The organism is Pseudomonas marvdashtae, assembly GCF_014268655.2.
GTDB classification, from domain to species: domain Bacteria; phylum Pseudomonadota; class Gammaproteobacteria; order Pseudomonadales; family Pseudomonadaceae; genus Aquipseudomonas; species Aquipseudomonas marvdashtae.
This window is the reverse complement of record NZ_JABWQX020000001.1, coordinates 1,124,784-1,138,057: the sequence shown is the minus strand read 5'-3', so window position 1 is coordinate 1,138,057 and position 13,274 is coordinate 1,124,784. Positions and strand designations below refer to the sequence as shown.

Below are 13,274 nucleotides of genomic sequence, written 5' to 3'. Positions count from 1 at the left end.
GAGCGGTCGGGCCATGGCGGCAACAATCGATAAAAAGTCATACTAGCCATGTCCACACCTCATGGCTCAGATCCAATGAAACGGCTTCCTCCGCTGCCGACGCTGCACACCTTCTTGATCACGGCCCAATGCTGCAACTTCACCCGCGCGGCTGAACAGTTGCACATCACCCAAGGCGCGGTGAGCCGACAGATCGCCGCGCTGGAAGCCCATCTGGGTTATCCACTGTTCCTGCGCCAGGCGCGGGGCTTGAGCCTGACCGCCGAGGGCCAGGCGTGGCTGCCCCGGATCCAGCAGGTGTTCAGCCTGATCGGCGAGGCGGTGGCGCAGATCGGTGAAAAACGCCAAGCCCTGCGACTCAAGGCACCCACTTGTGTGATGCGTTGGTTACTGCCGCGCCTGCAGCAATGGCAAAAGGAACGCCCGGACGTGCCGGTGGAGTTGACCACCACGGTCCGGCATGGGGTGGATTTTCAGCGCGAAACGTTCGACGCGGCGGTGGTCTACGGCCCTCCGCCTGACGCCACGTTGGCGTGCCTGCGCCTGTTCGACGAACAACTGACGCCCGTCTGCTCCCGCCCCTTGCTGGAAGGCCCGGTGCCGCTGCGCACGCCTGATGACCTGCAACAGCATCTGCTCCTGCACCCCGCCACCGATGAGCGCGACTGGAACGCTTGGTTGGCGGAGGCCAACGTGCACCTGAGCAACGTCAGCAAAGGCCAGCATTTCGAAACACTGGACTTGGCGATGTCCATGGCTTCCCAGGGCACGGGCGTGGCGATTGGCGACTGGTCGCTGATCGGCGATGACCTGAGCGCCGGACGGCTGGTGATGCCGTTCGACCTGAAGGTCAGGACCGGCCTGGGATATCACCTGGTTTTCCCACGCAAACCTCAACCGCCGGGCCCGTTGCGGGAGTTGATGGAATGGCTGGTGGAGCAGGCTCACGCCCAGTAGCGGCTACCCTCGCAACAAAAGCCTTCAGAGCACGTTCGGCACCTGCGCCGACTCAAGCTGCGCCCAATGCGAAGTGTCCTCGCGGTGCTGTTGCAGATAAGGCAACACCGCGCCCAGCAACGGTTCCTTGAACGCCTCTTGAAAGCGGTGAGCCAGGCCTGGAATCAGCTTCAACTGACTGCCGCGGATGTGCGCCGCCAAATGCACGCCATGCATCACCGGCAGCAACGGATCGGCGGTGCCGTGGACCACCAGCGTTGGCACTTGCAGTTGATTGAGCAGTGCTACCCGACTTGGCTCGGCCATGATCGCCATGATCTGGCGTTTTACCCCTTCGGGGTTGAAGGCCCGGTCGTAGGCGACGGCGGCCTGATGCAGCAGCGCTTGTCGATCATCCACCACCATCGGGCTGCCCAGCGCAGCCAGCAGGTCGGCCTGTTGCTCAAGCGCCGCTTCACGATTCGCAGCGCCGCGCCGCGACAGCAACTGCACCAGTGTCTCGCTGGGCGCCGGCAAGCCCGCAGCGCCGGAAGTGCTCATGATCAGGGTCAGGCTCTCGACGCGCCGCGGCGCCATGGCGGCCATGTGCTGGGCGATCATCCCGCCCATGCTGACGCCTAGCACATGGAAGTTCTGCACCTGCAGGGCGTCCATCAAGCCCAGGCCATCGGCGGCCATGTCTGTCAATGAATACGGCGCGGCCACCGGCAAGCCGAGCTTGTAGCGCAGGGCTTCGAACGTCAGGTTGGCGCTACCGGGCGCCTGGCGCCAGGCGGACAAGCCCACGTCCCGATTGTCGTAGCGAATCACCCGAAAACCCTGTTCGCACAGGGCAACCACGACTTCGTCCGGCCAATGAATCAACTGCCCACCCAACCCCATCACCAGCAACAGCGCAGGATCGGAAGCACGCCCGATGCTCTGGTAAGCCAGGCTTACCTGGTCCAGGTCGACCCGTTGGGTCGCGACATTGACATCACAACGAGAAGCCGCCAACGACGGCAGGCCGCACAGCAAGGCGGCCAGGAAAATGAATACACGCATGAACAAACACCAAAACGCAGAACCCCAGTAGAGCGCGAGTCTGATGAAGTTTGTTCAAGCGCGCTGCCACAGTTGCGTGACAGTTTGATGAAGATTGCCGAGTGGTTATTTAAAGCCAGGTGCGCACCCTGTGGCGAGGGAGCTTGCTCCCGCTGGACCGCGAAGCGGTCCCAAAAAGGTTTCAACCTCAAAATAGGCTCAAGGCATGAAATGTTGGGGCTGCTGCGCAGCCCAGCGGGAGCAAGCTCCCTCGCCACAAAAGCCTGCCTCACCACAAGGTAGGAAGCTTGTCCAAACAACAAGATTCAAGCCAACTGGCTACGCAACTGCCGCGCCGCCGCCACCATGTTCACCAATGCCGCTTCCGTCTCCGGCCACGCCCGGGTCTTCAGGCCGCAATCTGGGTTGACCCACAGCCGCTCGGCGGCGATCCGTTTTACCGCTTTGCTCATCAACGAAACCATCTCGGCCGTATCCGGCACCCGTGGCGAGTGGATGTCATAAACACCCGGGCCGATATCGTTCGGGTAGTCGAACGCCTCGAATGCTTCCAACAACTCCATGTCCGAACGCGAGGTTTCGATCGTGATGACATCGGCGTCCATGGCGGCGATGGCCTGGATCACGTCGTTGAATTCGCTGTAGCACATGTGGGTATGAATCTGGGTTGCGTCGTCCACGCCCGAGGCGCACAGGCGGAACGCTTCCACCGCCCAGTCGAGGTAGTCCTGCCATTGTCCGCGTCGCAGCGGCAGGCCTTCGCGAAAGGCCGCTTCGTCGATCTGGATAATGCCGATCCCGGCTTTTTCCAGGTCGACCACTTCGTCGCGCAGGGCCAGGGCCAATTGCTGCGCCTGGACCTGGCGTGACACGTCTTCGCGGGGGAACGACCACATCAGCATGGTCACGGGACCGGTGAGCATGCCTTTCATGGGCTTGTCCGTCAGGCTTTGCGCATAACGGATCCAGTCGACCGTCATTGCCTTGGGCCGGCTGATATCGCCATAAACAATCGCCGGTTTCACGCATCGCGAACCATAGCTCTGCACCCAGCCGAAACGGGTAAAGGCGTAGCCGTCCAGTTGTTCGGCGAAGTACTCCACCATGTCGTTGCGCTCGGCTTCGCCGTGCACCAGCACATCCAGGCCCAGGCGTTCCTGGATTTGCACGGCATGGCGGATCTCGGTGTGCATGGCGTCTTGATAGTCGCTGGCCGAGAGCTTGCCCTGCTTGTAAGCCTGGCGCGCCAGGCGAATCGCCGGGGTCTGCGGGAAGGAGCCGATGGAGGTAGTCGGAAACGTCGGCAGCTTGAGTCGCGCGCGCTGCTGTTCGATGCGCTTGGCAAACACCGAACGCCGCTGGCTGTCCCGTGGGCCGATCGCCGCGAGACGTGCCTGGACCTCGGCATTGTGAATGCGCGCCGAGCCCGCGCGACTGGCCTGTATTTCACGGTTATGGATCAACGCCTGCTGTACGCCGGGTGCCTGCGGATCGTTAAGCGCATCACGTAACACGGCGACTTCACCGCACTTCTGCACAGCGAACGCCAACCAGCTCTTGAGCTCGGGGTCGAGTTTGTCTTCGCGCTCCAGGTCCACCGGGCTGTGCAGCAATGAACAAGACGTGCTGACCCAAAGGTTATCGCCAAACCGTTCCTGCGCCGGTCGCAACTGCGCCAGTGCCTGCTCCAGTTCGCAACGCCAGACGTTGCGGCCATTGACCAGGCCCACCGAGAGGATCTTGTAGGTCGGCAGCCGATCGAGCACCTGTCCCAGTTGCTCCGGGGCGCGCACCGCGTCGATGTGCAAACCGTCCACCGGCAGGCTCACCGCCAGGCCGAGGTTGTCTTGCAGGCCACTGAAATAAGTGGCCACGAGTTTTTTCAGCGGCGAATATTGAAGGATGTGGTAGGCCCGCTCGAAGGCGGTTCTCCAGGCCAGGGGCAGGTCGAGGGTGAGGATCGGTTCATCGATCTGCACCCACTCCACGCCTTGGGTCTTGAGGCGATTGAGGATTTCGCCGTACACCGGCAGCAGGCGCTCCAACAGGTCGAGCTTGTCGAAGTCGCAGCCCTTGGCCTTGCCCAGCCAGAGGTAGGTCAGCGGGCCGATGATCACCGGTTTGACCCGAAGTCCCAGCGCGTGGGCTTCGTCGACCTCATCGAACAACTGTTCCCAGCTCAGTGCGAAGGTTTGCCCGGCGGTGAATTCGGGGACCAGATAGTGGTAGTTGGTGTCGAACCACTTGGTCAATTCCTGGGCGTGTTGCGCGGGACCGTGATCGGTGCCACAGCATGTCGTCGTGGCGCCTCGGGCCATGGCGAACAAGGTTTCGAGCGTCGGCAAACCTTCGGTGGTCAACGTGCCCTGAAAGCGCTGCGGGACGGCGCCCAGCATCAAGGTGTGGCTGAGCACCTGGTCGTACCAGGCGAAATCGCCCACGGGCAGCAGGTCGATGCCGGCATCTTTTTGCAACTGCCAGTGACGCGCCCGCAATTCACGGCCCACGGCCTGCAACGCGACCGGGGCCAGATCGCCCTTCCAATAGGCTTCGAGGGCTTTTTTCAGTTCGCGGTCGGCGCCGATGCGGGGAAAACCGAGGGTATGGGCCAGGGCCATGGTGTGTGTCCTTCTGTAAAAGATGGCGCCATTGTCGACAGCCAGCACCACATGAGACAAACTCAACCTTTTCGTGTTGATCCCAAGTTTTACTCATGGAGCAATCTCGGTGCTTGAACTCCGTCACCTGAAGACCCTGCACGCCCTGCGCGAAGCCGACAGCCTGGTGGAGGCCGCCGAACGCCTGCACCTGACCCAGTCCGCGCTGTCCCACCAGTTCAAGGAACTGGAGGAGCGCCTGGGCATGCAGCTGTTCGTGCGCAAGACCAAGCCGGTTCGGTTCACCAGCGCCGGTCTGCGCCTGTTGCAACTGGCCGACGCCACCCTGCCCTTGTTGCGCGGCGCCGAACGGGACATCGCCCGCTTGGCCGGCGGCACCGCAGGGCGCCTGCACATGGCCATCGAATGCCACAGCTGCTTCCAGTGGCTGATGCCGACCATCGACCAGTTCCGCGATGCCTGGCCGGAAGTCGAGCTGGACCTGGCTTCGGGCTTCGCCTTCGCCCCGCTGCCGGCCCTGGCCCGGGGCGACCTCGACCTGGTGGTGACTTCCGACCCGCTGGAACTGGCCGGCATCACCTACGTGCCGCTGTTCACCTACGAAGCGATGCTCGCCGTCGCCAACCAGCATCGGCTGGCGGGCAAGCCCTACATCGTGCCTGAAGACCTCGTCAGCGAAACCCTGATCACCTACCCGGTGGAGCGAGATCGGTTGGATATCTTCACCCGTTTCCTCGAGCCGGCCGACATCGAACCGGCCCAGGTCCGCACTTCAGAGCTGACGGTGATGATGATGCAACTGGTCGCCAGCGGCCGAGGTGTCTGCGGCATGCCGCACTGGGCGCTGCATGAATACAGCTCGCGGAGCTATGTGAAGGCCAAGCGGCTGGGGGAGAAAGGCTTGTTCGCCACGCTCTACGCGGCGGTGCGCACCGACATGCTCGACGCGCCGTACATGCGCGACTTTTTGCTGACGGCCAAGGACACGTCGTTTTCTACCCTCGACGGTGTCAGTGCCGTGCGCTGACTGCTTTTTGTGGCGAGGGAGCTTGCTCCCGCTCGATTGCGTAGCGATCGCAAAAGAATGGGGCCGCTACGCAGCCCAGCGGGAGCAAGCTCCCTCGCCACAAAAGCTCGACAATTCCAGGCTCTCAAAGCTCGGCAACCCATATCTGGGGCAAGTTACAGCTCCAGCCACATATGGATCTTGTCGAAGTACTCGTCGTCCACCCGGATCGCCATCGGTTCGAGCCCGTACAGCACGAAACCGCAGCGCTGGTAGAGTTTGATCGCTGGGGCGTTGCCGGCGGTGACGGTCAGTTGCACCAACCTTAGAAAAGCATGGCGACGGGCTTCGTCGAGGGCTGACTGCACCAGTTGTTCGCCAAGCCCTGCGTGGCGATGGCCCTCGGCAACGTACATGCCGAACAGCGTTGCCTTGTGCCGCGCCTTCAACCGAGGCTCCAGGGACAAGCCGACGATACCGACCAGCGCGTTCGCCACGTACGCGCCGAGAATCACGTCGAGCCGGCTGGTCAGGCGCGATTCCCACCAGTTGATGGGCAGCGCAGCACGCTCACTGGTGCTGGAGGTGAAGGCCTGCGGATGCAACTCGTACGCCTCGAGCATCAGCTCGCGATACGCCTGGGCATCCCCCGCCTTCAACCGCCGAATATTCACGCCGAACGCCGTTGCTCAAGCATCAGCCGCAACGCCAGCGCGCCGAGCACGAATCCCATGAAATAGCGCTGCGCCGCCAGCCACGTCGGGTTGTGGACGAACCATGAGGCAATGCCGGCGGCGAACAGGGCGATCAGCAGGTTGACGCTGAAACTGACGCTGATCTGGGTCAGCCCGAGGATGATGCTCTGGGTGAACAGCGAGCCGTGTTCCGGGCTGATGAACTGCGGGAACACCGAGAGATAGAACACCGCGATCTTCGGATTCAGGGCGCTGGTCAGAAAGCCCATGGTGATCAGCTTGCGGGTTGAATCCGCTGGCAACTGCTGGGCCTGGAACGGCGAACGCGCGCCCGGCTTCACGGCTTGCCAAGCCAGCCACAACAAGTAAAGCGCACCTGCCCATTTCAGCACCTCATAAGCCATCGGCACCGCCAGGAACACCGCCGTCAGCCCCGCCGCCGCCGCGAACATGTGCACGAAGAAGCCCGCCACCACGCCCAACAACGACGTGACACCAGCCTTGCGTCCCTGGCAGATCGAACGGGAAATCAGGTAGATCATGTTCGGGCCGGGCGTGAGCACCATCAGCAACGCAGCAGCGGCGAAAATCAGCAGGTCCGGAAAAGGAATCATGGGCGTCAGTCCTTGAATCAGCAGGTTGCGAGGCAGTGCCTTCGATAAAACGGCAGGATCATCTCGCCTGTCAATGGCGCCAGCAACAGATCAATGGCGCCAAGCGGATCGATCCAGCGGACTTCTTCAATCTCGGCGGCGGGGACAACCGGGGCGTCGATGCTCAGCAAAAACACCTCGGCCAGCACGGTAAATCCCGGCTCGTTGGCGGCCGGGGCGCTGAACTGCCCCAAGTGACGGGCCTGTACCGGGTCGATCGCGAGCCCAAGCTCTTCTTCCAGTTCGCGAGCCAGCGCCTGCAGCGGTTGTTCATGCGGCTCGATCTTGCCGCCGGGCTGCATGAAAGCCAGGGTGCCGCGCTTACGCACCAATAGGGTCCGACCGTCCGGGCCGATGAGCAGGGCGGCGGCGATGCGGATGAGGGAAGTGGTCATGTTTCAATAATCTCGGGCAGGAAATGCCGGGGCAGATTACAGATCGCGGCGGCAGGCGCAAAGCCTGTCGTCGCATCTGCAGCCAACGCCTTCCACTAGAGGCGTCTCAACCCAGGATCGGCTTCGGCGCCGTAGGGTCCGCCTCCTCTTCCGGGATCTTGACGAACACGCTGTAGCGCGCCCCTTCCATCGCTTCGAAGGCGATGAGTTTCTCGATCAGCGGCCCGCTCAAGACTTTGCCGGCGTTGAGCAACAGCATGCCGTTGTCGGCATTGAGGTTGCGGGCCAGGATCATGCCGGCCGCCAGCTCGCGGGTGGTCGCGACCTTCACCGTCGGGTCGGACAAGGTCACGTCTTCCAGGTACTCGGCACAGGCCTTGATGAAGGCCTCGACCATGTCCGGGTCGTACAGCTTGCCGGCGTACTTGCGGATGTAGACCAGCGCTTCGTCGCTGTTCATCTGCCGCTCCAGGATCAACCCGCGCTGCAGCTCGATGAAATCCACCGCCAATTTCAGCAGCCGCGAGCCGAACGGAATGGCCTCGCCCTTGAGGTGATCGGGGAAACCGCTGCCGTCCCAGCGCTCCTGGTGATGAAGGATGATGCGCGCCGCGTCCTTCATCGGGTCCAGGGTCATCAGCAGCGATTCGCTCTGCTTCGGATAGGCGCGGTAAAGATCGAGTTCAGTGTGGTGCAACATGTCGGCCGGTGTGACCATCATGTTGTCGGTCCAGCTCAGCTTGCCGATGTTGTAGAGCGCGGCGGCCATGGTCAGGTCGCGGTCGGTGGACTCGTCGAGAAAGTTGAGCCGGCTGTAGACCCGGATCAGCTCGATGATCTGCCGGTTGGTCTGCTTGGCTTTAGGCAGGCGCAGGTTGGCGATCAACGAAAACACTTCGGTGCTGGTCACATAGCTGCGCTTGAGCTCGTCGTAGGCCAGGTCAAGCATGTCGGCGGTCTGTTGCAATTCGGAGGTGCGCGACACCACGCGTTTTTCCAGGGTGGCGTTGAGGGTCTTGAGTTGCTGGTTCTGCTCGCGGTTCAGCGCTTCGAGGCGCTGGCGCTCGCTTTCCGAATGTTGGTGAGCGAGGGCCTGACGCAGGGCCTGCACCAGCTCTTCATCATTCCAGGGCTTGCTGAGGTAGCGATAAAGCTGCCCCTCGTTGATCGCCTTGGTCATCATGTCGACGTCGGCGTAGCCGGTCAGCAGGATGCGCAAGGTCGACGGATACAGCCTGCGGATTTCAGCCAGCAGCGTGGCGCCGTCCATGTTGGGCATGCGCGCGTCGGTCATGACCAGGTCGACCGGCCGCTCCTTGAGGATTTCCAGCGCCTTGGCACCGCTGTCGGCCAGCAGGATTTCATACGGCTGGCTGCGCAACAGCCGGCGCAGGCTGTTGAGAATCGACTCTTCATCATCGACCAGCAACACCGTCGGCTTCGTGACCGGAACGTTTGACGCTTGATCTTCCATTGGCACCCCCTCCTATTGACGACCACCGTTCTACCTTACCCCTGAGAGACAGGCTAGTAGATCACCGACATTTAGACATATTTTGCCACCACCCCACCGCACGCTTCCGATGAGCCGACTATGCTGTACCCCATGAAGGGCCAAGTACAGGCCGAATCCTCATGCCAGCGAAAGGGATATCAGATGTTCCCACGGTTCTACAGTCAGCATCATGACGGTGCACGGCCATGAGCCTGCCGATGGACAGATCCAATCGGCGGATCCTGATCGTCGATGACACGCCGACGATCCATGAAGATTTTCGCAAGATCCTCAGCCCTCAAGCGGCCCCGGAAGACAGCCTGAGCAGCGCCGAAGAAGCGCTGTTCGGCGCCCCCGTGGCCGTTTCCGTTCAGAATTTCGAGCTCGATTCGGCCTTCCAGGGCATGGAAGCCTTGAATAAAGTGGAAACGGCCTTGGCCCAGGGCCAGCCCTTCGCCATGGCTTTCATCGACATGCGCATGCCGCCGGGTTGGGACGGCCTTGAAACCATCGAGCGGCTGTGGCGCGTCGACCCCAAGCTGCAAGTGGCCCTATGCACCGCTTACTCGGATTATTCCTGGGAGGACATCGCCGATCGCCTGGAACTGGGCGACCGCCTGCTGATCCTGAAAAAACCCTTTGATGCGATCGAGATCCGCCAGATGGCCAGTACGTTGACCGTCAAATGGCAGATGACCGAAGACGCCGCGTTGAAAATGGACATGCTCGAACGGGCCGTGGAGGAGCGTACCCGGGAGCTGGCCGACGCCAATATCATCGTGCAGAACAGCCCGACCATTCTCTATCGCCTGCGCGGCGAACCACCGTTCCCGTTGATGTACATCTCCCACAACATCACCAAGTTCGGCCATGTCGCGGCGCAGCTGATCAGCTCACCCGATTGGGCGCAGACCTTGATCCATACCGACGACCAGAGCAAGGTCCAGGAAGCCATGGTCCGCGTCCTGGACCGTGACACGGCGGGGGCGTCCATCGAGTTTCGCATGCGCACCGGCGACGGCGCGTTCCGCTGGGTGGAGAACCGCTACATTCCGGTGCGCAACGAGCAAGGCCTGCTGCTGGAAGTCGAAGGCATCATCCTCGACATCACCGAACGCCGGCTGGCCGAGGAAAAAATCGCCTTGCTGGCGCGCACCGACGGCCTGACCGGGCTCGCCAACCGCGCCACCATGATCGAGCGCCTGCACCAGGCCTTCGCCGGTGCGCGCCGGGGGGCGGCGCCGTTCGCGATGTTCTACCTGGACCTGGATCACTTCAAGCGCATCAACGACACGCTGGGGCACCCCATCGGCGACTTGCTGTTGCAGGAAGTCGCCGCACGGATCAAGGCGTGTACCCGGGAAAACGACGTGGTGGCCCGCCTGGGCGGCGACGAATTCGCCATCCTGCAACTGGACGTCCACGAAGCGACCCACTGCGCCGCGCTGGCGGCCAAGATCCGCGACGCGCTGGTGGCGCCCTATTCGCTGGACGGCAATGACGTGCGCATTTCCGTGAGCATCGGCATCAGCTTGTATACCCCGCAAAGCCAAAGCGCCGACAGCTTGATGGCCCAATCCGACATGGCCCTTTACCGCTCCAAGGAAAAGGGGCGCAACCAGTATCATTTCCACAACGAGGAAATTAATCAGGAAGTGACCGACCGGGTCGCCCTGGCCAACGACCTGCGCCACGCCATCGAGCACAACGAACTGAAACTGCATTACCTGCCGGAAGTCGACCTCGGCACTGGAAAAATCCTCGGCATGGGCGTGCAGGTGCGCTGGAACCACCCCCGACAGGGCTGGCTGGAACCGGCGGCGTTCATGCCGGCGGCGGAGAAGACCGGGATCATCATCGGCCTCGGCCATTGGGTGCTGGAACAGGCCTGCCAGCAAATGCGCCAGTGGCGCGACCAGGGCGTGGCGCCACCGGTGATTGCCATTGACCTGTCGCTGACCCAGCTCAAGACCGGCCCGGAACTGATCTATGACGTGCTGCGCACCACCGCCCGCTGGGAGCTGGCGCCGTGGGACCTGCGCTTCGACGTCACCGAAGCGACCCTGGCCCAGACCAAATGGACCCACAATGACGTGCTGCCACGCCTGTGCGAACTCGGCGTGCAGGTCGCCATTGATGATTTCGGCACCGAGTATTCGTCCTTCGATTACCTCAAGACCTACCGGGTCAACCACCTCAAGCTCGCCCAGCGGTTTCTCGACAGCGCCAATGACGACCCGGAGAACGCCACGACCCTGCGGGCCATCATCAACTTCGCCCGGGACGTGGGCATCGGCATCATTGCCGAAGGCGTCGAGACCCAGGAACAACGCACCACCCTGATGTCCAGCGGCGGCTCGATGCAGGCCCAGGGGCATTACTTCAGCACCGTGGTCGACAGCGACCAGGCCGCCGCCTTGCTCAAGGCCGGCACCATCGTCCCGGTGACGGATCATTGGACCCGGCCGGCAAGCGAGCTATCGGAGAGCAATCCATGAACCCCATGTCGGTACCTGCCAACCGGCGGATCCTGGTGGTGGACGACACGCCCGCCATTCACCAGGACTTTCGCAAGATCCTCAGCCCCAGCGCCGGCAATGACGACTCGCTGGACGACACCGAAAGCCTGCTGTTCGGCACGCCCCAGGTCAATCGGCTGCAATTTCAGATCGACTCGGCCTATCAGGGTGAAGAAGCCCTGGAATTGGTCAAGCGCGCCCAGGCCGAGGGGCAGCCTTACGCGCTGGTGTTCGCCGACATGCGCATGCCGCCGGGCTGGGACGGCCTGCAAACCATCGAACAATTGTGGAAAGCCGACCCGCGCCTGCAGATCGCCCTGTGCACTGCCTACTCGGATTATTCCTGGGAAACCATGTCCGAACGCATCGAGTTCGACGACCAGTTGCTGATCCTCAAGAAACCGTTCGACACCCTGGAAATTCGCCAGATGGCCAGTGCCATGACCTGGAAATGGCAACTGGCGCAGGACGCGGCACGGAAGATGCGCAGCCTGGAGCGCACCATTGAAGAGCGCGTCCAGGAACTGCTGAAAGTCTCGCACCTGTTGCAATACGACGTGCTCACCGAGCTGCCCAACAGCATGTTGCTCGGTGATCGCCTGACCCAGGCCCTGGCCCAATGTCGTCGGCACGATCGGCAGCTGGCGGTGATGTTCATCGGCCTGGACCGCTTCAAGCGCATCAACAATGCCCTGGGCCATCCGGTCGGCGATGAAATGCTCAAGCGCGTGGCGCGGACGCTGGCGATGGTGGTGCGCGAATCCGACTCGGTGTTTCGCTACGGCTCTGACGAATTCGTAGTGATCCTCGGGGACATCGCCGACCCGCAACTGATCAAGGGCGTGGCGGAAAAACTGCTGGCGGCGATCAACGCCCCGCACCCGATCGACGGCCACGACCTGACGGTGACGGCGAGCCTGGGCATCAGCGTGTACCCGGCCGATGGTTTCGATGCCGTGGCGCTGATCAAGAAAGCCGAGACGGCCATGCGCAACGTCAAGGAAAACGGCCCCAACGATTACCGCTTTTTTACTGAAGACATGAACCGCCGGGCCCGCCAGCAACAGACCATCGAATCCGGCCTGCGCCTGGCCCTGCAACGCAAGGAATTCGTGCTGCACTACCAACCCAAGCTCGACCTGACGAACGGCAGGGTGGTCGGTGCCGAGGCCCTGGTGCGCTGGAACCGTCCCGACCAGGGCCTCGTCTTCCCGTCGGATTTCATCCCGGTGGCCGAGGACAGCGGGCTGATCGTGCCGCTCAGCCAGTGGGTGCTCCAGGAAGCCTGCCAGCAGGCTTGTCGCTGGCAAGCCGAGGGCATGCGGCCGCTGTATTTGTCGGTCAACGTCTCGGCGATTGACTTTCGCCAGCGCGGTTTTGTCGATGGCATCGCACGCACCCTCAAGGAAACCGGCCTGGACCCGACACAGTTAGAACTGGAGATCACCGAAAGCGTGCTCATGCAGAACATCGATACGACCGTCGCCACGCTCAAGGCCATCAAACAGCTGGGAATACGACTGGCCATCGATGATTTCGGCACCGGCTATTCGAGCCTGAGCTACCTGCAGAAATTTCCGGTGGATGTGTTGAAGATCGATCAGTCATTCGTCGGCGACCTGAGTATCGACAGCAACGACGCCAAGCTGGTGAGCACCATCATCAACCTGGGCCGGAGCTTGAACTTGCACATCATTGCCGAGGGCGTGGAAACCCGCGAGCAATTGGAATTCCTCAAGCGCCACCAGTGCGAGGAAGCCCAAGGTTATTACTTCAGCAAGGCCGTGGAGCCGCAAGCCTTCAGCCAATGGATGGCCGAATGGGAACAACGCCCGAACCCGCTTTCATGAGCATCCGGGTTCATCAACCAGAGTTTCAAAGGAAAGCACTCC

Annotated in this window: 10 protein-coding genes; 4 read left to right on the top strand and 6 right to left on the bottom strand. The window is 62.1% G+C overall.

What is annotated here, in order from left to right; all coding sequences use genetic code 11:
* The first annotated feature begins 75 nt into the window (after positions 1–75).
* The gene (locus HU742_RS05230) at positions 76–957 is read left to right on the top strand and encodes a LysR substrate-binding domain-containing protein (RefSeq protein ID WP_186643589.1); all 882 of its coding nucleotides are present in this window, start codon (positions 76–78) and stop codon (positions 955–957) included.
* Between the two features lie 24 nt (positions 958–981).
* On the opposite strand, the gene HU742_RS05225 is transcribed toward HU742_RS05230, so the two are convergent.
* The gene (locus tag HU742_RS05225) at positions 982–2,001 is read right to left on the bottom strand and encodes an alpha/beta fold hydrolase (RefSeq protein ID WP_186643588.1); all 1,020 of its coding nucleotides are present in this window, start codon (positions 1,999–2,001) and stop codon (positions 982–984) included.
* A gap of 305 nt (positions 2,002–2,306) precedes the next feature.
* Positions 2,307–4,619, bottom strand: coding sequence for a 5-methyltetrahydropteroyltriglutamate--homocysteine S-methyltransferase (gene metE / locus HU742_RS05220; RefSeq protein ID WP_186640963.1), 2,313 nt, complete (start codon positions 4,617–4,619; stop codon positions 2,307–2,309).
* Positions 4,620–4,728: 109 nt separating this feature from the next.
* On the opposite strand from metE, the gene metR reads away from it, so the two are divergent.
* Positions 4,729–5,646, top strand: a complete 918-nt coding sequence (gene metR, locus HU742_RS05215; protein ID WP_186640961.1) for a transcriptional regulator MetR — start codon at positions 4,729–4,731, stop codon at positions 5,644–5,646.
* Positions 5,647–5,801: 155 nt separating this feature from the next.
* Here metR and HU742_RS05210 read toward each other — a convergent pair whose 3' ends face one another.
* From HU742_RS05210 to nosR, 4 genes are all read right to left on the bottom strand, one after another.
* Positions 5,802–6,299: a GNAT family N-acetyltransferase gene (locus tag HU742_RS05210; protein WP_186640959.1), complete on the bottom strand. Its 498-nt coding sequence runs from the start codon at positions 6,297–6,299 to the stop codon at positions 5,802–5,804.
* A complete protein-coding gene (locus tag HU742_RS05205; protein WP_186640957.1) occupies positions 6,296–6,934 on the bottom strand; it encodes a LysE family translocator in 639 nt (212 codons plus the stop codon). Before HU742_RS05205 ends, HU742_RS05210 begins: the two co-directional genes overlap by 4 nt.
* A 17-nt stretch (positions 6,935–6,951) precedes the next feature.
* Positions 6,952–7,368, bottom strand: coding sequence for an NUDIX hydrolase (locus HU742_RS05200; RefSeq protein ID WP_186643587.1), 417 nt, complete (start codon positions 7,366–7,368; stop codon positions 6,952–6,954).
* A gap of 106 nt (positions 7,369–7,474) precedes the next feature.
* Positions 7,475–8,842 (bottom strand): response regulator c-di-GMP phosphodiesterase, NosR family, encoded by a 1,368-nt coding sequence (nosR, locus tag HU742_RS05195; RefSeq protein WP_186643586.1) that lies wholly within the window; start codon positions 8,840–8,842, stop codon positions 7,475–7,477.
* 227 nt (positions 8,843–9,069) lie between these two features.
* On the opposite strand from nosR, the gene HU742_RS05190 reads away from it, so the two are divergent.
* Positions 9,070–11,361 carry a GGDEF/EAL domain-containing response regulator gene (locus HU742_RS05190; RefSeq protein ID WP_186640951.1) on the top strand — a complete coding sequence of 764 codons (2,292 nt, stop codon included), beginning with the start codon at positions 9,070–9,072 and terminating at the stop codon, positions 11,359–11,361.
* The gene (locus HU742_RS05185) at positions 11,358–13,232 is read left to right on the top strand and encodes a GGDEF and EAL domain-containing protein (protein ID WP_186643585.1); all 1,875 of its coding nucleotides are present in this window, start codon (positions 11,358–11,360) and stop codon (positions 13,230–13,232) included. The genes HU742_RS05190 and HU742_RS05185 overlap by 4 nt, the downstream gene beginning before the upstream one ends.
* Positions 13,233–13,274 lie beyond the last annotated feature (42 nt).

Excerpts from the sequence above, each read along its gene's own strand:
- HU742_RS05230 (WP_186643589.1), top strand. The coding sequence starts at position 76 with ATGAAACGGCTTCCTCCGCTGCCGACGCTGCACACCTTCTTGATCACG.
- HU742_RS05225 (WP_186643588.1), bottom strand. The coding sequence starts at position 2,001 with ATGCGTGTATTCATTTTCCTGGCCGCCTTGCTGTGCGGCCTGCCGTCG.
- metE (WP_186640963.1), bottom strand. The coding sequence starts at position 4,619 with ATGGCCCTGGCCCATACCCTCGGTTTTCCCCGCATCGGCGCCGACCGC.
- HU742_RS05205 (WP_186640957.1), bottom strand. The coding sequence starts at position 6,934 with ATGATTCCTTTTCCGGACCTGCTGATTTTCGCCGCTGCTGCGTTGCTG.
- HU742_RS05200 (WP_186643587.1), bottom strand. The coding sequence starts at position 7,368 with ATGACCACTTCCCTCATCCGCATCGCCGCCGCCCTGCTCATCGGCCCG.
- nosR (WP_186643586.1), bottom strand. The coding sequence starts at position 8,842 with ATGGAAGATCAAGCGTCAAACGTTCCGGTCACGAAGCCGACGGTGTTG.
- HU742_RS05190 (WP_186640951.1), top strand. The coding sequence starts at position 9,070 with ATGAGCCTGCCGATGGACAGATCCAATCGGCGGATCCTGATCGTCGAT.
- HU742_RS05185 (WP_186643585.1), top strand. The coding sequence starts at position 11,358 with ATGAACCCCATGTCGGTACCTGCCAACCGGCGGATCCTGGTGGTGGAC.